At 47.2% G+C, this 17634-nt stretch carries 14 protein-coding genes and 1 tRNA gene; 8 read left to right on the forward strand and 7 right to left on the reverse strand.

Annotation, left to right across the window (positions count from 1 at the left end):
• Positions 1 to 82: 82 nt before the first annotated feature.
• Positions 83 to 1627, reverse strand: a complete 1545-nt coding sequence (locus AAC022_RS23390; RefSeq protein ID WP_339735029.1) for a hypothetical protein — start codon at positions 1625 to 1627, stop codon at positions 83 to 85.
• A gap of 205 nt (positions 1628 to 1832) precedes the next feature.
• Positions 1833 to 1905: transfer RNA gene (locus AAC022_RS23395), tRNA-Ala, on the reverse strand.
• A gap of 279 nt (positions 1906 to 2184) precedes the next feature.
• On the opposite strand from AAC022_RS23395, the gene AAC022_RS23400 reads away from it, so the two are divergent.
• Positions 2185 to 2748: a DinB family protein gene (locus AAC022_RS23400; RefSeq protein WP_339735031.1), complete on the forward strand. Its 564-nt coding sequence runs from the start codon at positions 2185 to 2187 to the stop codon at positions 2746 to 2748.
• Between the two features lie 14 nt (positions 2749 to 2762).
• Here AAC022_RS23400 and lexA read toward each other — a convergent pair whose 3' ends face one another.
• The 3 genes from lexA to AAC022_RS23415 form a co-directional block, all read right to left on the reverse strand.
• Positions 2763 to 3371: a transcriptional repressor LexA gene (gene lexA, locus AAC022_RS23405; RefSeq protein ID WP_339735033.1), complete on the reverse strand. Its 609-nt coding sequence runs from the start codon at positions 3369 to 3371 to the stop codon at positions 2763 to 2765.
• 192 nt (positions 3372 to 3563) lie between these two features.
• Positions 3564 to 7091: an acyl-[ACP]--phospholipid O-acyltransferase gene (locus tag AAC022_RS23410; protein WP_339735035.1), complete on the reverse strand. Its 3528-nt coding sequence runs from the start codon at positions 7089 to 7091 to the stop codon at positions 3564 to 3566.
• Positions 7092 to 7385: 294 nt separating this feature from the next.
• Positions 7386 to 8363 carry a vWA domain-containing protein gene (locus tag AAC022_RS23415; RefSeq protein WP_339735037.1) on the reverse strand — a complete coding sequence of 326 codons (978 nt, stop codon included), beginning with the start codon at positions 8361 to 8363 and terminating at the stop codon, positions 7386 to 7388.
• Positions 8364 to 8654: 291 nt separating this feature from the next.
• Here AAC022_RS23415 and AAC022_RS23420 point away from each other — a divergent pair, with 291 nt between their 5' ends.
• The 4 genes from AAC022_RS23420 to AAC022_RS23435 all read left to right on the forward strand — a co-directional run bounded on the left by AAC022_RS23420 (position 8655) and on the right by AAC022_RS23435 (position 12641).
• On the forward strand, positions 8655 to 9170 hold the full coding sequence (locus AAC022_RS23420; RefSeq protein WP_339735039.1) for a DCC1-like thiol-disulfide oxidoreductase family protein: 516 nt from the start codon (positions 8655 to 8657) through the stop codon (positions 9168 to 9170).
• Between the two features lie 34 nt (positions 9171 to 9204).
• A complete protein-coding gene (locus tag AAC022_RS23425) occupies positions 9205 to 10590 on the forward strand; it encodes a sulfatase (RefSeq protein WP_339735040.1) in 1386 nt (461 codons plus the stop codon).
• Positions 10591 to 10689: 99 nt separating this feature from the next.
• A complete protein-coding gene (locus AAC022_RS23430) occupies positions 10690 to 10968 on the forward strand; it encodes a hypothetical protein (protein WP_339735042.1) in 279 nt (92 codons plus the stop codon).
• 14 nt (positions 10969 to 10982) lie between these two features.
• Positions 10983 to 12641, forward strand: coding sequence for a PQQ-binding-like beta-propeller repeat protein (locus AAC022_RS23435; protein ID WP_339735044.1), 1659 nt, complete (start codon positions 10983 to 10985; stop codon positions 12639 to 12641).
• 54 nt (positions 12642 to 12695) lie between these two features.
• Here the strand turns inward: AAC022_RS23435 and AAC022_RS23440 are convergent, their stop codons facing one another.
• Both AAC022_RS23440 and AAC022_RS23445 read right to left on the reverse strand, forming a co-directional pair.
• Positions 12696 to 13163 carry an SRPBCC family protein gene (locus AAC022_RS23440; RefSeq protein WP_339735046.1) on the reverse strand — a complete coding sequence of 156 codons (468 nt, stop codon included), beginning with the start codon at positions 13161 to 13163 and terminating at the stop codon, positions 12696 to 12698.
• 321 nt (positions 13164 to 13484) lie between these two features.
• Positions 13485 to 14255, reverse strand: coding sequence for a hypothetical protein (locus AAC022_RS23445; RefSeq protein WP_339735048.1), 771 nt, complete (start codon positions 14253 to 14255; stop codon positions 13485 to 13487).
• A 359-nt stretch (positions 14256 to 14614) separates the two neighbouring features.
• On the opposite strand from AAC022_RS23445, the gene AAC022_RS23450 reads away from it, so the two are divergent.
• The 3 genes from AAC022_RS23450 (at position 14615) to AAC022_RS23460 (ending at position 17547) form a co-directional block, all read left to right on the forward strand.
• On the forward strand, positions 14615 to 15457 hold the full coding sequence (locus AAC022_RS23450; protein WP_339735050.1) for an ABC transporter permease: 843 nt from the start codon (positions 14615 to 14617) through the stop codon (positions 15455 to 15457).
• A gap of 38 nt (positions 15458 to 15495) precedes the next feature.
• Positions 15496 to 16311 carry an ATP-binding cassette domain-containing protein gene (locus tag AAC022_RS23455; protein WP_339735052.1) on the forward strand — a complete coding sequence of 272 codons (816 nt, stop codon included), beginning with the start codon at positions 15496 to 15498 and terminating at the stop codon, positions 16309 to 16311.
• A 90-nt stretch (positions 16312 to 16401) separates the two neighbouring features.
• Positions 16402 to 17547 (forward strand): MlaD family protein, encoded by a 1146-nt coding sequence (locus tag AAC022_RS23460; RefSeq protein ID WP_339735054.1) that lies wholly within the window; start codon positions 16402 to 16404, stop codon positions 17545 to 17547.
• Positions 17548 to 17634: the final 87 nt, after the last annotated feature.

The following is a 17634-nucleotide window of genomic DNA, read 5'->3' on the forward strand; positions in this document are numbered from 1 at the left end:
TGGTCAAGTTGGGAACAAAGCTGTGTGGAAATGATGGATAGGAGAGCAGGGGGGGGATGAGATGATGGCACTCTATTGAATGTTATTTCTGAAAAATCACATCAAAGTAATTTCTATACTCTCTTAATGCGTCATGTAACCTTCCATAAGGTTTATTTCCATAGCAGTCAAGAAGAGTGTCAGCTTTAAAAGGTTTTCCGTGAGCAAGGCTTAGATTAGCGAGTTCACTTTTGCCCTCTTGTCTTAATAGATCTGGGATTGTATCTCTTAAAGATCCATAAGGCAGATGTGGAAAACCGGTATCGTTTTTTTGTACTTTAGCTACTAAATCATTCCAAATACTCGCTGTAGCCTGCTGGGGATTTGCTACGGATTCATTGTAAAGACGTTTCCCATTCTCTCGACAAGCTATATAAGGACTTCCTGCTTTCTTTGCTCGTTCGATTCCATAGTGCAAAGCTGTTACTGTTTCTTTCCAAAGATACCATTCCCCAAACACACCTGTTTTGGGTCTTAGTGCTCGAAGAAAACTATCTGCTTTTGTTGTTTCAAACTTCAACAAAGCTTTATATTCATGATCGTAATTAAAAAGAACTTCATCAAAAGTTAGACGCCCAAACTCAGCAGCACCAAACGCACAATTCAAACCGACTAGTAACAAAAGTTGTTCAAAAGAATCACCAGCCTTATAAAGCTTCGCCAATTGCTCTGGTGAATATGAATTTTTAGTAATTAAACTGGCTGTTGAATGGTCTTCTTCTGTAGTAACAATCTTTTTAGACAGATTCTCAAAATTTCTTGGTAGTTCCCAAGCAAATTGACTTGAAGAATCAAGCCATTTGAATAATCTTGTCAATTCGTCAATTTGATGTTTTGCAGAGCTTTTGGTAAGTTGTGTTCCTCTTTTGCCAAGTGGTCTATTTCGCCAGTAAGAGAAAAATTCATTACATTTATCGTAGTTTAATTGAGACAAAGAGCAGTCTGAGTGTTCTTTTAGTTTCTCTGAATATTGCACTCTTTTTCTTTGAGATGGCTTGAGCATGCCATCAGACAGTTTTTCGCCATTCTTGTTGATATCAGCAATATATGCATCTATAGCTTCATAAAATGTTCCAGCAATTACTTTATCTGGAACTTCTCTTTCTGGAGTCACCACAAAGGATCTTTTAAGATCGTGATAAAAACTATCTGTTCTCTGGTATTCAAGCTGCTCTAATTTTCTTACGCCATCAGCAAAAAAAACGAAGTCAAAAGGAGCTAATCGAAGCGATGGAAAATCTGCTTGGAATTCTCTGAACCTGATAACATAGTCATCAGGTTCCTCGGTCGGGATATGATCAAAAATGGATTCGTAGTTTCCTTTTTCGATTTGCTTCGCATATCTTAAAATACGCTTGTTCCAGATTTCAGGTATGTCAATCTTCCACCGTTTGTTATCTCTTCTAATCTTAGCAAGGTTTTCTTCGTAGAGATTTCTGAGAATGTTGTATCGCTGTTCGGCTTGCTGTTTATCTTTACCGAGGTTGAAGCGAGGTTGGTTTTTACCTTCTTTATAGCCAATTCGTGTGCTGTAATTACCTCTATTATCCCTCTTAAGATCTTGCTTTCTGACCACATGAATTTTCATGAATATGCCTTTTTGGAAATGATTTAAACAACCACACTTGTTGTTATCATTATACAAATAAAAGCAAAAATCAAATTGGCTTATCGGCACATTTTGCTCTACTATCGGCACATTTATCGGCACATAAGCCCTATGGAAGTGGCTTTGGAAATACGTAAGTGCAATAAAAAAAGACACTTACGACAATGCGTAAGTGTCTTTGATGTGGAGGATACCGGGCTCGAACCGGTGACCTTTTGGCTGCCAGCCAAACGCTCTCCCAACTGAGCTAATCCCCCAGATTGCAGTAAAATCACCTGAATGTAAGGCTAAGGATAGAAAATAGTTTCGGCAATTCAAGTGCTGAGAAACAATCTAAATGAAAAAAACAGTTAAAAAACGTCTCGTATCCCGAATCGTGTCCCACGACAGGTGCCAACCAGAGTGATGCAGGGGAAAATCGTGTTCAGGCTTGCGAACCCAGGTAACGGAAATTTACTCTTAAGAGAGTGAAGACAGGAGCGATTCTGTACTTCTTCGAGCAAATGATGGATCAGATCGGATCGGGGGGCGTTGCTATGTCTATCAGGTTAATCTCGCGATTACACGAACACCGTCGGTGGGTGAATCAACGGTTGCTGGAATCTGTTCAAATGCTTTCAGAAGCAGAACGCGTTCAAGTGTTTGCAATCGGACAAGGATCGATCTGGCAATCGATGCTGCATTTGTATGCGGCAGAATATGTCTGGCTGGAGGCATTAGAGGGAGACGAGAACCCCCTGGTGCCCGGAGATTTGCGGGGAGAAATTCCGGGAAATCAAAAGGGAGCAGGAGCCATTCAGACATTTTCTGAGTTGAAACAGAAGTGGGGCGCACTGGATCAGCGCTGGATGCATTATCTGGAGCAGTTAACGGAAGCGTCGCTGGACGAAGTCATCAAGAAACGCAGTAGCAGTTCGGGCAAGGGACGCGTGCATCAAACAAAACGTAGTGATGTTTTATTACACGTTTGTACTCACGCGCATTACACTACGGCGCAAGTGGTAAATATGTTACGTCAGGTTGGTGCAACATCCCTGCCGGATTCAATGCTGATTACACTGGCACGCACAGAAATGGCGGCGCTGGCAGATCAGGACTAAGCCGAACTGAAGGCTCAAGTGAATTTTCGGACGACACCTTGTACGACTCCAAGAATCTTGACATCGTTCGAATAGATGGGCGCCATTGCCGAATTAGCGGGTTCTAAACGAACACGATTCTCTTCCTGATAGAAGCGTTTCAAGGTGGCTTCCTGATGGCCAATCAGCGCGACGACGATATCTCCCTGTTGGCATGTCTCCTGTTTTTGGACTACAACGTAATCACCGTCCTGGATCTGGGCATCGATCATCGATGTGCCTTTTACCTTCAGGCAGAAATTTTGAGAAGAGTCGAACAGGGGACTAAAGTCAACTTGTGTTTGACCTTGTGGAGGTTGTTCCAGGGGAGCGCCTGCTTGCAATGTGCCAACTAAAGCAATATTGGCCGGCTTTTGCGAATTATCACAAAGTTGAATCGATCTGGATATATGAGACTGTCGTTTGATGAGCCCCTTGCGTTCCAGCGCTTTTAAATGTCCCATGACGCCATTGGGGGACCGGATATCAAAAGCGTCACCGATTTCTCTGACTGTGGGGCCATAGCCGCGGTTAACAATCTTATCTTTCAAAAATTGATAGATTGCTGTTTGTCGTTCCGTCAGTTTGACAGTTTTGTTGATCATGCCTGCTTCCTCATCACTTTCGCGTAAACGGTTAAATTCAGAGTGGCGTAAGCCACACAATGGCCCGTTCTATACACTAATGGACCAATGGAACCTGAAAATCTAACCGTTTTTTTACAGGATTTCGTGTAAATCCCGATAAGTGGTGTGGATTTCGGATTTTGATAACCTCAGACGTGATTGTCGTTTAGGTTAGCTACTGACTTTAGTGGAATACGCATCAGCGGCAAGCTGCTTAATCTTTGCCAGATCCAGTTTGCCTGTACCCAGGAGCGGGATAGTTTCCACTTCCAGAAAACTGTCGCTGGATGGAATCCAGAGATTGGGGATATCTTCTTTCGCAATCTCTTTCAGAATCGTATCGACGGTGATATTCAGTGGTTTGTGGAGAACGATTAGCCGTTCTCCTTTTTTAGGATCGGGAACGGAAGTCACGGCCACTTGGACTTCGGGTTCGTCCGCATCAGGATCACTGACTATATTAGCAATCAGTTCTTCGATTCGAACGTGAGGTACCATTTCCCCACCAATTTTTGAAAATCGCGTTTGTCTGCCTGTGATGGTGATAAACCCGTCTTCATCGATTGTGGCGAAGTCTCCGGTGTTGTACCAACCGTCGAAGATGACTTCGGCTGTTTTTTCTTCGTTGTTCAAGTAGCCTTTCATGACGTTGGGACCTTTGATAAACAGAAGCCCTTCCTGTCCGTCAGGCAGATCTTGCATGGTATCCGGATTCACGGTTTTAGCCATGACGCAGGGAATTGCCCGTCCCACGGTCCCTGGTTTGGAACTGATTTCATTCATGTCAAGTTGCCGGCTGGGGGGAATATTGACGGCAGCTACCGGCGAGAGTTCAGTCGTGCCATAACCTTCGGTGGGAAAGATTCCGAATTTATCATGGAACTCATTTGCCAGGCTTTGCGGAAGTTTTTCTGCGCCGGTGATTACGATCTCCAGCGTTTTGAATTGCTCCGGAGTGCAGCGTTTCAGGTAATGCCTTAAGAAGGTAGGGGTCGATGCGAAGAGTGTGACCTTGTATTTTTCTATCATCTTTCCGACGGTGCGTGCATCGGTGGGGTTAAAATGAAAACAGGCGCCCATATTGCGGATAAATGGCATCCAAAGCGAAATCGTATAACCGAAAGAATGGAAGAACGGCAAAATTCCGAGCATGCAGTCTTTGGGAGAGAGGTGTAGTAAATCATCGGCTGAATTGATATTAGAAACGATATTATGGTGTGTGAGCATGACCCCTTTGGGGCGGCCTGTTGAGCCGGATGTAAAGATCACGGTACTCAGTTCATCGGAATCGACGTTTCTTAAACCGATGAATCGTTCGATGATCCACGCGGGTACGACATACGCCAGGAATAAGCAGATCAGTTTGTCAAAGATTGAGGCTTTCAGTTTTAGATCGTCGAGGAGCACGACATTGGCGTCCATGTCGATCGGTTTTTTCTCCAGAAACTTCAGACTGGTCAGAACCGTTTTGATACCTGCTTCTTTGATACAGTAATTGACGTCGCCGTCTGAGAGCGTGTAATTCAAGTTGATTGGAACGCGAGCGGAGATTGCGAGGCTGGCATTGATGACACAGCCTCCCACCGAAGGTGGCAGGAGCACACCAACCATTTTTTCGTCTTGTTTTAAAACGTGTTTGTTGAGTAACCGTCTCATCAACAGTGCTCCTGTAAGAAGCTTGCCGCCTGAAATTTCAACTCCTGTTGAGTCGGCGACTTTTTGCTGGAATCGTCGGTTTTTACATTTTCTGAGAAACAGTCTTGGTGGAATCATTTGATACGTCTTTCGAAAATTGGCCGCTTCGACCCCCAGGTTTTGAACAACCTTCTGGACATGTTTTTCATTTTCCGGGTGCAGGATGGGTTTCCCAAAGCGGATGGAAACCGGGTAAGGCCAGCGCCGGGGTTTTTTCCAGAAAAACTTTCCGCCATGAAAACTAAAAATACTTCCCCAAAGTTCGTCGATGTAGACGGGAATGACAGGAGCGCCAGTTCCTTTGATGACTTTCATTAAACCAGACTGAAACGGTTGTAAATAACCAGAACGAGTCAATTTGCCTTCTGCAAAGATACAGACTAATTCTCCATCATTAATTGCCGTGCGGGCTACCTTAATAGAACGCATTAAGGCTTTCGGCCCATCTTCGACATTGATGGGAATGGTGTTATACATTTCTGTAAGCCACGAAATCCAAGGGCCTTGCACATAAGTCGAAAAAGCGATCATTCGGACGGGGCGCGTTGATGTGAGAATTAGAAAAATTCCATCGAGCCAGGAGACATGATTCGCCACCAGGAGTGCGCCTCCTTCTTTGGGGAGATTTTTCAGTCCTTTGACTCTGAGTTTATAGATCGTGCAGCTCACGAGCCACACCATAAAGCGGATGGTGGCATTGGGGAGTAGCTTGAAGATGTAAATGCCGACCGGAATTGTGAGTAGACCGATCACCATGAAAATCTGGCTGGCAGACATCTTCAGGCAGTCCTGCATCACCCAAAAACCGAATGATGCGAACAGGATAAAGGAGAATGCCAGAAAGTTCGCCGCTGCCAAAATACTTCCACGTGTCTTTACATCGCTACGATGTTGGAGGAACGTTTCGAGTGGAATGTCAAACAGTCCGGAACTGACGCCGAGTAGAAACAGCCAGAGTAGTGATAACAGGTAATAGAATTGAGAGCTGGATTCCTGGTCGGGGATCACACTACTGCCAGTGAAAAATAGAAGCAACGAGCTAATGACGATTCCGGCGGCTCCGAGTGGAACAATGCCTAATTCAATGCGGCCAGCAGACCAGATCCCTGCGAGAATACTTCCTAGAGCAACTCCGAAGACCAGAATTCCCAGTAACGGCCCGATATCTTTTTGTGAGAGCCCCAGTTCGTGAATTCCATACGTATCGACGTTGATTTGTGCAAGTGAAGCCAGCATCCAGAAGAAGGCGACACCGAGCGCGGTTCTGAGTAAGGGGGTGCTGCTGCGGAGCAGTTGCAGCTGGTGCCAGGTTTCTTTTGCGGGATTAAAGGGGAAGCCTCGTTTTGGAGCAGCAGGGGGGAGTTTGCGAATATTCAGACTGACCAGGGTACCAATAATGGCAACCCCGACGAGCGTAAATCCGGCAATCCAGATACCGGTGAAAGATCCGGGGGTTGAGAGATCAGGCTGCGTGACGTGGTATAAATAGTTGCCGGCGATAAATCCCAGGGCCGAAGAGACAACCGTGATCAGTCCCATCATGCCGTTCCCTTTCGAGAGCCGGTTGTCGCGTAACATTTCAGGAATACTACCAAACTTGGCAGGGCCGAAGAGCGCACTTTGGCAGCCCATTAAAGCCACGATCAAAAAGAGCAGATAAATATTCCCCAGCTGTACAGCGAGAACTCCTAAGATCATGATGACGATCTCGGCCACCTTGCAGGAAATAATCACCGTGCGCTTACTGAAGCGGTCGGCAAGATAGCCAGCGACGCTTGCCAGTAGCAGGTAGGGTAGCGTGAAGCAGGCTAAACCCAATGAAAGCGCGACCGCATCGCCGAGCATCGGTTTTCCGATGGGAATGATAAACCAGCGAAACATATTATCATTCATAGCGCCCAGAAACTGGGTTGCCAGCAGCGCCAGAAATGAGGGTGAGTTTAAAGTTCCTTTTCGCTCACCGAGATTCTGAGTCTCTGTTTCGGTGGTGTCTATTGAATTCATTGTTTGTCGAGATCCAGATATCGATACGCCCCTATCTGATGGTCTCTGATTGAATCAGATTTTGATTGCCGGGCGACATTCGGAAAAGTAATTGAAAGGTAAGCAACCAAATTGCTTCTTTCATTGAAGGCGAAGAATGCTCGAAAATATCACGAGAAAAATGTGAAGATCGAATCAAGGGCATAATATGTCAAAAAGCATTTATCTGTAAAGACTTAGATTCTGACAGAGCGTAAGATACTGCGAGAGAATATCTTGAGGTGTAAATTTGTGACGTTCTTGCGTGTGGCGGGATCAGGGAATAAAGGTGTAGCTGCCTGAATTATTCTCTGCCAGTTCACGAATGAGTGATTCGCCTTCCCGATTTCCCAGGCAGATACCGTTGACGATCACGTTTTGATTTCGTTTTGTTTTTGCAGCGACTTTGTTAAACGCTCTGACGATGGTGGGATTGAATTGACCATCTGTCAGGAAATAAATCGTGTCTGGTTGAAGACGGAGTGCGAGTAGCAGGGCTTCCAGCGGCTCTGTGGTTCCGACGCCAGGGACCTTGGCCACCCAGGACAGGAATTTTTGCTTTGCCGCGGGCGTTGCAGGCTGGAGTTTTCTGGCAGGCATGGGGATGGCGAAGTCACTGAAGAAGATGACGAAGAATTCCTGATTTTCATCCATAGAGAAAATCGATTTAGCAAGTTCCAGTTTGACCCGACCGAGTCTGGTTTTTCCCACGCTTTCATGTGGAAAGTTCATGCTTTTAGAAGAATCAACGACGTAGACAATGCGTTTACTTTTGGGACTGAGGCCGAAGAAATCACCATTTCCTGCTCCGTTTCCAGAGCCGGAATTGGCATTCCCGAAGGCTGATGAAGTTAATAAGGCGCCCACGATGTCTGCCGCGTATTTGGTCGTGAGCGACTCTTCATGCTGAGTTGCCTGGGGAAGCGGCCCGTCCAGAAAGGAAGAGAGCGACTTGGGATCCGGAGCAGAATTCAAATCGAGCACCGGTGGCAATTTCGAAATGACCGCGGCGCTGGAAGCGCTTTCCTTGTTCTGTGTGACCGCCGTTATTTCCAGTATGACGGGCTCAATGTCTTTCTGCGGAGCAGACCAGCTTGTTTGAATTGTATTGGCGGCTGATGTGGGCGGTAGTTCCACTTCATGATCCACAATCATGGCTAAACCACCGATGAGGATCAGGTGGAACAGGGTCGACACACCGATACCCTGATTCCAGCGCGATGGCGGATCAGAATCCTGTTGGCATGTGGGCATGAGAGACTCTTGTAGAAGAAAACAGAAAAATAGCATCCTTTTGAGGGGACTTTGGGTTGTATGTCTTTCTTATTCTAGCGTTTAATTCAGTAAACGACAGAAAGAAATCAGTTCAGAAACTCCTTTGGGATCATGATCTGATCATTGCTTCAAGATTTCGCAGGATTCCGTTCAAAGCGTGAAAAAACGACTGGAGATAAATGCTTGTTACGTATAATATTAGGTGATATGGGTGTTTTGAGATTTTGTCCACGCCCTTTTAAGTATTTCGAGGTTGCGGTACGGAATCAGATGATAAAATCAACGGCCGTTGATCAGACTGTCCAGGATCGTCGTAACGAAGTGGCTCCCAGTCCTGTTTCTCCAACAGAAACTCAGGAAATCAATAGTGAATCGGGGGCGGCTATGGATAAGCCAGTTCTATTCTTTGATGGTGTGTGTGGTTTATGTAACAGCAGTGTCGATTTTGCGATGGCGCGGGATCGACAGGGTCGGCTTTTGTATTCGCCCTTGCAGGGAGAGACTGCAGCCGCGTTATTGAGTGTGCAGGACATTCAGAATATTGATACGGTCATTTTTCGCACTGCAGAGTCAGGCCGGCTTTATCGGCGCTCGGCGGCAATTGTACGAGTTTTGTGGTTGTTGGGATTTCCCTGGAATATTTGTGGATGGCTGTTGTGGTTGATTCCTTTGCCGATCAGGAATCTCGGTTACCGCATGGTGGCGGGATCGCGTTATCGTCTATTTGGCAAACACGAAACCTGTCGGATGCCGACACCGGAAGAACGGACGCGTTTTTTACCTTGAACCTGAGAATTCAGAAGTGAGTGAAGAGAGAACTATGCGATTGATTCCGTTTTTATCCCTGGTTACGACACTGTTGGTTTTGAATTTTTGCAGTGGGGCTTTATTCGCGCAGAAGCCGCCTGAGGGAAAACCGAATTTCATCGTTTTCATCGCCGATGATATGGCGTGGGATGATTGTGGTGCATATGGTCATCCAAAGATTCAGACGCCGAATTTGAATCAACTGGCAGTGGACGGCATGAAGTTTAATCATGCGTATTTGACCTGCAGTTCCTGCAGTCCGAGCCGTGCAAGTATCATCACCGGCCGTTATCCGCATAGTACCGGCGCTCATCAACTGCATCTTCCGTTACCCGAGAGTCAGGTGACGTTTGTAGAACAATTAAAAGACGCGGGGTACTATACTGCGTCCGCGGGTAAATGGCATCTGGGCACGCCGACGAAAAGCAAATTTGATCACGTGACCACAAAACTGAATGAATGGGTTCCCACTCTCAAACAGCGACCGAAAGACAAACCTTTTTTCATGTGGTTTGCGTTTACGGATCCACATCGTCCCTATCAACGAAATATAATCGAACGCCCTCATACGAATGAAGATGTCATCGTGCCTCCGTATCTGCCGGATACTCCTGAGGTCAGAGATGATCTGGCGTTGTATTACGATGAAATTACCAGGCTGGATGGGGTGGTCGGGCGAGTCCGTGACGAGTTGAAAAAACAGGATGCAGCATCGAATACGGTGATTGTGTTTTTAAGTGATAACGGGCGTCCCTTCCCACGCTGTAAAACGACCGTGTATGACAGTGGTGTCAGAACGCCCTGGATTGTGACCTGGCCTGCGCAGGTGAAAGGGGGAACGGTTTCTGATTCGTTGATTAGTTCGGTTGATCTGGCGCCGACAATTCTGGAGTTGGCCGGTCTACCTTCCGGCGAGACTTTTCAGGGGAAGAGTTTTAAGTCCATACTGCAAAATCCGGCCGCGACAACGCGACTTCATATTTTTGCCGAACATAACTGGCATGATTTTGAAGATTTTGGTCGTGCAGTTCGTGCATCTCGATTCAAATATATTCGCAACTTTTATCCGGATCTTCCCGGCACCCCACCGGCAGATGCGGTACGCAGTGAAACCTATGTTAAAATGCGTCAATTGAGAGACGGCAAGAAGCTAACCGAAGACCAGAAAAGTTGTTTTTTAGCACCGCGGGCTGAGGAAGAACTATATGATCTTGAGACTGATCCGCATGAGTTACATAATCTCGCCGGTCAGAAAGCGTTTCAGAAAGTGCAACAGGAATTGCGGTCAGCCCTCGATCAGTGGCAGGAAGAGACGCATGATCGGCTGCCTCGCACACGCAGGCCTGACGAATTCGATCGTGAAACCGGCCAGCAATTGCCAGCTTTTCGCAAAAAATGAATCTGGTGCTGTATTTATCATTTCAGGAAGAAATATGAAACGCAACCTGTCTTTCAAGAGTACCACTATCAGAGTGTTTTCGGGTGAAAGGTACAGAAAATGACAGCTCCCATTGATTCCAATGCGACTCTAAAACCAGATTCGGATAAACCGACATTCATGCAAAAGGCGGGGGTCTGCGTGATGTGTTTTACTGCGTTTCTGCTGCTGTACTTTGTGATGGCAGGACCGCTGGTCTGGATGGAAGGGAAGATGAAATTCGGGCCGTTTTCCAACTCGGTTAAGACCGTCTATGCTCCCTTGGCTCAGGTTGTCAAATCAGATATGAAACCTGCTTCCACTGTGGTTAAGTCTTACATCGGATTATTCAAAAAATAGGTCAGAACAGCTTTATGAATGACAGCGAACCGGAACAGCAGGCACTTCCTGAGTCCAGTGATTCCGAGATTTCACCGTTGCCAAAGCGGAAGCTCAGGTGGAAATGGGGCTTGGGAATTTTACTTCTGGGTATCGCTACGGTTATTTATCGGTGGTTTCAGTTAGCTCCAGATCGAACGTATCAGGTTTTCTCGGTCTATTTTGGTATTTGCTATATTCTGGTTGGTATGCTGTTCTGGTGGATGTTGATTTCCGGCGTTGCGTGGAAAACACGTTTCAAAGGTCTGATCGGGACAGTGCTGGTATTCGTGCTTTTCTTTTCGCTGTTCCGCGTGGAAGGCTTTGAAGGGGATATGCTCCCCCGCTTTCGATTTCGGTTTTTACCAACGCCTGAGCAGCGCGCAGAACAATATTTTGAAAAGATCAAAAACAGTTCGCCTGCAGAAAAAGCTAAGCTGACAGAACAGGCACTAGAGCTTTCTCCCGGTGACTGGCCCGCTTTTCGGGGGGCGGAACGGGATGGCATCGTTCGGGATCAAACCATTCGTACCGACTGGAATAAGCATCCACCGGAATTGCTCTGGAAACATCCGGTTGGTGCCGGCTGGAGCTCCTTTTGTGTGATTGGCAACCGCGCTTTTACCCAGGAGCAACGTGGCGAACAGGAGACCGTGGTCTGTTATGACGTGCAGACAGGTAATCAGATCTGGACTCATACGGACCCAGTCCGTTTTTCAGAAACACTGGGAGGCGTGGGACCGCGGGCAACACCCACGTTCGATGAGGGTTTGCTTTATACAATGGGGGGGATCGGGATTCTGAACTGCCTGAAAGCAGGTACGGGGGAACTGGTCTGGTCTTATGATCTGCTGAAAGAGGGTGATTTAAAAAATCTGGAATGGGGCATGTCCGGTTCACCTCTGATCTGGGAAAACCTGGTGATTGTCAATCAGGGAGTTCAGAAGAGTGACTCCAAGGCGGAGAATCAATCAGTGATTGCCTTCCACAAAGGAAGTGGTGAAAAGGCGTGGGCAAGTGGCACGCATAAATCGAGTTACAGTGCGCCTCAGTTTGCGATGCTGAATGGAACGCCGCAGGTGTTGATATTTCATTCCAAGGGGTTGGAAAGTTTTTCACCCCAAGATGGAACGTCGCTCTGGTTTTTCCCCTGGACGAATCAGCCGGGAGTCAATGCGGCACAACCAATTCTTCTTGATGATACATCCCTGTATCTGGGGTCTGGTTATGGCGCCGGCTCCACCCGACTCAAGGTCACTGTTTCTGATCAAGCGCCGGAAGCAAAAGTGACTCAGGACTGGGAGAGTCAAAGTCTGAAGCTCAAATTCAACTCTGCTGTGCAGCGGGATGGGTTTGTGTATGGCCTGGATGAAGGCATCTTGACCTGCCTGAATCTGGAGACGGGAAAACGGAGTTGGAAACGAGGCCGCTATGGATATGGCCAAATGTTGTTGGTTGGCTCCCATCTGCTGATTCTGGCGGAAGACGGACGCGTCGAACTGGTGAAAGCAGATCCTGAAAAATATGAGCAGGTTGCAGAATTTCAGGCTATTGCAGGCCAAACCTGGAATCATCCGGCTTTGGCACATGGGAAACTATTTGTTCGAAATAGTGAAGAGGCCGCCTGTTTTGATCTTTCACCTGCCTCGAAGTAATTGACTCCCAATTGCGACTACAGCCAAAGTTGTTCTTCTGCGAATGATTTCGATTCATTCTTTAGGGGGAGAGCGCCGAACGGATTCCTGCTCCGCGAGTTGACTCAGTTTTTTCATTTGCGAATTTAAGATTCGCTTCGTCAACCCACAGAATAAAAAGCCGATGATCCGATAAAACAGAGAAGTGAAGATCATTTCACAATGGTAATCTAATTGCGTTTTACGACCTTGCTCTGTTAATTCATAAGTCACATTAATCTGAAAAGCGGCACTACGCAGTTCGACTCCGATTAGAGTGGGTGGCTCGTATTCCGTGACCGTCCCCGTATACTGCTGTGTGTGCCCGCCTTCGCGGATGGTGTGGATGAATTCGGTCCCGACCGGGTTCTCAGTATTTTGGCCGTTGGGATATTCAATCGACTCCAGGCCTTCCATCCAGAGCTTCATTTTTTCGTCATCGTTGAGAAATCTGAAAACGACATCGATTGGCGCGATGATTTCCTGATGATAGGTAATTTCCAAGGCGGCCCACTCCTTAAATTCGCCACTGCTACTCCTGGCTGATCTGAATCAGGATTTTCAAAATCAGTGCGAGGGAATTGAGGTGGCTCTTTGCGAATTCGACTTCACCGAGGCTTGGCAGCCCTGATTCCGGCTTATTGTAACAGCTTCTGAAGCGTTTGAGATCAATAATCCTGGAGAATGGGGCTACCAAATTGGGATCGACGGGCGCGTCTGGATGTTCGGTCTGGTTGACGGATGTTTGGTTTAGGATAACCGGTGCCTAAAAAAAGCAGGGCTGATTCAGCCCTGCTGGAAAACGTGTGCCTGTGTGATGAGAACTTACTTCTCTTTCTTCTTAGTGTCTTCTTTCTTTGCCACTGGTTTTTCAGCGGGCTTCTTTTCTTCTTTTTTCTTTTCCGCTTTCTTTTCAGCGGGTTTCGGAGCTGGTTTTTTGTCTTTCTTGGTTTCTGGTTTCTTCTCGGCTGGTTTCTTCTCGGCGGGTTTCTTCTCAGCCGGTTTTGCAGGTTCAGGTTTTGCTGCTACTACCGGTTTGGGCTCTTCGGGGAGACCAATGATTTCCAGGCCAGTAATCTGTTTCTGTAAAGCCAGGCCCGCTGGTCGAGTGACCTTGGTTTGCCAGACATACAGGCGTTTTAGTTTTTTCAACGAGTTCAGCTGGGGCAGGCCAGCGTCGGTAATCTCGGTTCCGTAGAGATTCAAATATTCCAGGTTCGGGAGTGCCTGCAGCTGCTTGAGGCCGGCGTTGTTGACTTTGGTTTTTTCAAGATGCAAATGGGTCAGGCCTTTGAGGTGTTTCAGATGAGCCAGCCCTGATGAAGTCACTTCAGTCCCACGCAAATTAAGACTGGCAATTTTGGAAAGGCCAGACAGTGTTTTCAGGGTGTCGTCGGTGACTTTCTGGTCCGAAAGATGGAAGGCAATTTCCAGCCGGTCGTCGTTTTGTGCCAATTCCAAAACGGAACCACCGGCAGCACGAATTTTAGCTTTAGCCTGTTCAACAGCCGGGTCGGCTTTCTTCTCTTCTGCCGAAACCATGGGAATCAGTGAGAGTGAAATTACGGAAAATAGCGTTACGGAAAAAGTTCTCATTTTACCTATCCTTACTTTCGCTTGCGTTCTTCGGTATTGATGTCAAAGGTGAAGCTACATCATATATAATCTTGGATTTCTTGACTGCCCCAGATGGGGAGCATGCATTAAATCAGTACGGGCATTGGAGATAGATCCCAATTTATCAATTCAACTGATCTTGATGTATTTTATCAGGAGTGTACCGGTTTCGAATAGAGTCAGCTCAAAAAATGTCAGTTTTGGACTGGAATATTGATGGGGGCTGTTTTTCGCCTGTCTTGGGGGAAATGGTCTCGATTCAAATCGAGAAATCCATTAACCTTCCGCTTCGGAAGATTCTGCCGTTCGAATAGTAAAGTCTGAACTGGAAACAATTAATGTCATCAGTTTCAACTTCGTACCCCCGAGATACCATCATTCACGGGTTGGGTCGCGGAGTAATCAATTTAATTTGCCTCATGGGCGACCTGTTTCTCTTTGGCTGGGAAATGCTGGGCTGGATGGTCACGCGACTGCCTCCCCGGAGCAATCTCTGGTCGTGCATGTATCACATTGGGGTTCAAAGTATCCCTGTCATCCTGATTACTGGCGGCTTTATAGGCATGGTCCTGGCCGTGCAATCCTATGATCAGTTCAAATTGATGCATCTGGAAAATCAAATCGGTGCGGTGATTTCCATCTCGTTGGTGGAAGAACTGGGACCGGTTCTAGCGGCGATTATGTTAGCCGGTCGCGTGGGAACTTCGATGTCGGCCGAATTGGGAACAATGCGCGTCACCGAACAGATTGATGCCCTGCGCGCGTTGGGGGCAGACCCGATTCATTATCTGGTTGTGCCGCGGTTTCTGGCCTGTTGTTTATTGATCCCCCTGCTGACGATAATCGCCGATGCGGTTGGCATCCTGGGGGGGTGGTTTTTCAGTACCCAGATTTTAGGCGTCGATTCATTTTACTACTGGCATTATTCACAACAATTTGTGTACGCGTATGATGTGTTGGGGGGAATCTTCAAGAGCTTCTTCTTTGGCGCTGCAATTTCGTTGGTCTCCTGTCACCGGGGTTTTCATTGTGGTGCTGGTGCAGAAGGAGTTGGGAAAGCAGCGACGGAAGCATTTGTGTATTCTTTCATTATGATCATGATTCTCGATTTCATGCTGGGAGTGGGAATCGTCAACTTCTATCACTTCATGCAGACGGTCTATCCGGGTGTGGTTAGATAAAGCAGAGTCTCTGTACCGAATCAAAAGAAAAAATTGCTATGGATGAGCAGAAATCAAAAGACGGCTATGTACTTGAACTGCGAAATGTATCACGTCAGTTTGGAACACAGCAGGTGTTGCGCGATATTTCGTTTGGTGTCCATCGGGGAGAAACGCTCGTTGTGATTGGGGAAAGTGGTTGTGGAAAAAGCGTGACCATGAAGCTGATCATGAATTTATTGCTGCCCACACAAGGCGATGTTTTGTGGAGCGGACGTTCGGTTACAGACCGTAATCCACGTGAATTGCACCGGGATCGACTCCGGATTGGCTATCTGTTTCAGGGAGCAGCGCTATTTGACAGTCTCTCTGTCTACGAAAATGTTGCCTTCGGTTTGACACAGAATACGAAACTGAAAAAAGCAGAGATCGATCAGATTGTAGTCGAACGGTTAAGAGAGGTCGGGCTCTCTGAAACAATCAGTCAGAAGAAGCCGGCACAACTTTCCGGCGGTATGAAAAAGCGTGTAGGATTAGCGCGTGCTCTAGCGATGACTCCTGAAGTCATGCTCTATGATGAGCCAACAACGGGGCTGGACCCTGTGATGACGGATGTGATTAACGAGCTGATTCTGCAGACACGGGCCAGTCGCCCGGTCACCAGTATTGTCGTGACGCATGATATGAGTACCGTCAAAAAAGTTGCGGATCGGATTATTATGTTGTATCCACTGGCGCGTCTTAACCCCGGAGATGAGCAAATTGTCTTCGAAGGAACCTCAGAAGAAGCGTTTCAGTCTGATTCGCCACGAGTCCATCAGTTTGTGTATGGCGAAGCCGGAGACCGGATTCGGGAAATGGCGGAGACTGCCTGATCGGTAGCCGATCAGAAATCGTATTCATCAACAATTTTAAAACGTATCAGAGGATTTGATCTCAAGGATGAGATCGAGATTGAGGCAATTATGACGGATCGCCAAATACAATTTCGTGTAGGACTGTTTGTGATTTCCGCGTTGATTACGGGAGCCGCGATGATTTTCCAGTTCGGTCAACTGGAAACCTTATGGAAGAAAAAATACACGGTTGCGATGCGATTTGAATCCATTTCAGGCGTGCATCGTGGGACCCCCGTTGTGCGGCACGGGATTCGGATTGGTGAGGTGGTTAAGATTATCACCAGTGATACGAAACCGGGTGTGATGTTGCTGGTTGCTATCAGTGAAACTCAACATCTGCGAAAAGATGCGAGTCCGCAAATTGTGAGTTCGATCATGGGTGATTCGAAAATTGTGATCACTCCCGGAACCAGTTCTGACTTTGTCAAGCCAGGCGACCGGCTGATCGGGCAGGCTTCCAGTGACCCGATGGAAGTCGTTTTCCGGATGGAGAAACAGGTTTCCAAAACGTTGGAAGCCTTTACTTCGACCAGCAAAGAGTGGGAGAAACTGGCCGGAAATATGAACCGACTGATGGAGACCAAAGAGGGGAATCTGGATGTCGTAATCGAACGTGCGGCAACTTCCTTAGAGGAGTTTTCGCTGGCGATGCGAAAAATGAACCTGATGATGGGGAGTGTGAACGAACTGGTTGCCGATCCCAAGCAACAGGAAAATCTGAAACGCACGATGGCTGCAATGCCTGCGATGATCGAAAGTACGCACCGCACGATTGCTTCGGTGGAAGTAGCAGTACAAAAGGCAGGAGAAAACCTGGATAATCTTTCACAAGTCACTGATCCTTTGGCCAAACATAGTCAGTCGATGATTATCAAACTGGATCGAAGTTTATCCCGCCTGGACTCGATTATGGCGGAGATGAGTTCGTTTAGCCGTGCGTTGAATGCGGGGGATGGCTCCCTCAAAAAATTCATGTCTGATCCAGAGTTGTACCGCAATATGAACCGGTCGGCCAGTTCGTTGACGGTTCTATTGAATAACCTGGAGCCGATCGCGCGTGACGTGCGCATCTTCAGCGATAAAATTGCCCGTCACCCGGAAATACTGGGAGTGAGTGGCGCTATGAAAGGGAGTTCGGGACTCAAACAACCAACCGAACAGCCGTCGCAGATCAAACAGTCCGGCTTTTCGTTTCCCGGCAGAGCACGCTAAAACGAAGCTGCTGAATTTTGCTTGATGGTCCAGCCCTTATCGTCTCCTTGATTGTTGAGACTAAAGCGCAGGGGCGTATTCTTCCTG

Origin of the sequence: uncultured Gimesia sp., from assembly GCF_963976445.1 — a bacterium.
In the GTDB taxonomy this organism is placed as follows: Bacteria; Planctomycetota; Planctomycetia; order Planctomycetales; family Planctomycetaceae; genus Gimesia.

Excerpts from the sequence above, each read along its gene's own strand:
- AAC022_RS23420 (WP_339735039.1), top strand. The coding sequence starts at position 8,655 with ATGATAAAATCAACGGCCGTTGATCAGACTGTCCAGGATCGTCGTAAC.
- AAC022_RS23425 (WP_339735040.1), top strand. The coding sequence starts at position 9,205 with ATGCGATTGATTCCGTTTTTATCCCTGGTTACGACACTGTTGGTTTTG.
- AAC022_RS23390 (WP_339735029.1), bottom strand. The coding sequence starts at position 1,627 with ATGAAAATTCATGTGGTCAGAAAGCAAGATCTTAAGAGGGATAATAGA.
- AAC022_RS23430 (WP_339735042.1), top strand. The coding sequence starts at position 10,690 with ATGACAGCTCCCATTGATTCCAATGCGACTCTAAAACCAGATTCGGAT.
- AAC022_RS23415 (WP_339735037.1), bottom strand. The coding sequence starts at position 8,363 with ATGCCCACATGCCAACAGGATTCTGATCCGCCATCGCGCTGGAATCAG.
- AAC022_RS23410 (WP_339735035.1), bottom strand. The coding sequence starts at position 7,091 with ATGAATTCAATAGACACCACCGAAACAGAGACTCAGAATCTCGGTGAG.
- AAC022_RS23460 (WP_339735054.1), top strand. The coding sequence starts at position 16,402 with ATGACGGATCGCCAAATACAATTTCGTGTAGGACTGTTTGTGATTTCC.
- AAC022_RS23435 (WP_339735044.1), top strand. The coding sequence starts at position 10,983 with ATGAATGACAGCGAACCGGAACAGCAGGCACTTCCTGAGTCCAGTGAT.
- AAC022_RS23400 (WP_339735031.1), top strand. The coding sequence starts at position 2,185 with ATGTCTATCAGGTTAATCTCGCGATTACACGAACACCGTCGGTGGGTG.
- AAC022_RS23455 (WP_339735052.1), top strand. The coding sequence starts at position 15,496 with ATGGATGAGCAGAAATCAAAAGACGGCTATGTACTTGAACTGCGAAAT.
- lexA (WP_339735033.1), bottom strand. The coding sequence starts at position 3,371 with ATGATCAACAAAACTGTCAAACTGACGGAACGACAAACAGCAATCTAT.
- AAC022_RS23450 (WP_339735050.1), top strand. The coding sequence starts at position 14,615 with ATGTCATCAGTTTCAACTTCGTACCCCCGAGATACCATCATTCACGGG.
- AAC022_RS23445 (WP_339735048.1), bottom strand. The coding sequence starts at position 14,255 with ATGAGAACTTTTTCCGTAACGCTATTTTCCGTAATTTCACTCTCACTG.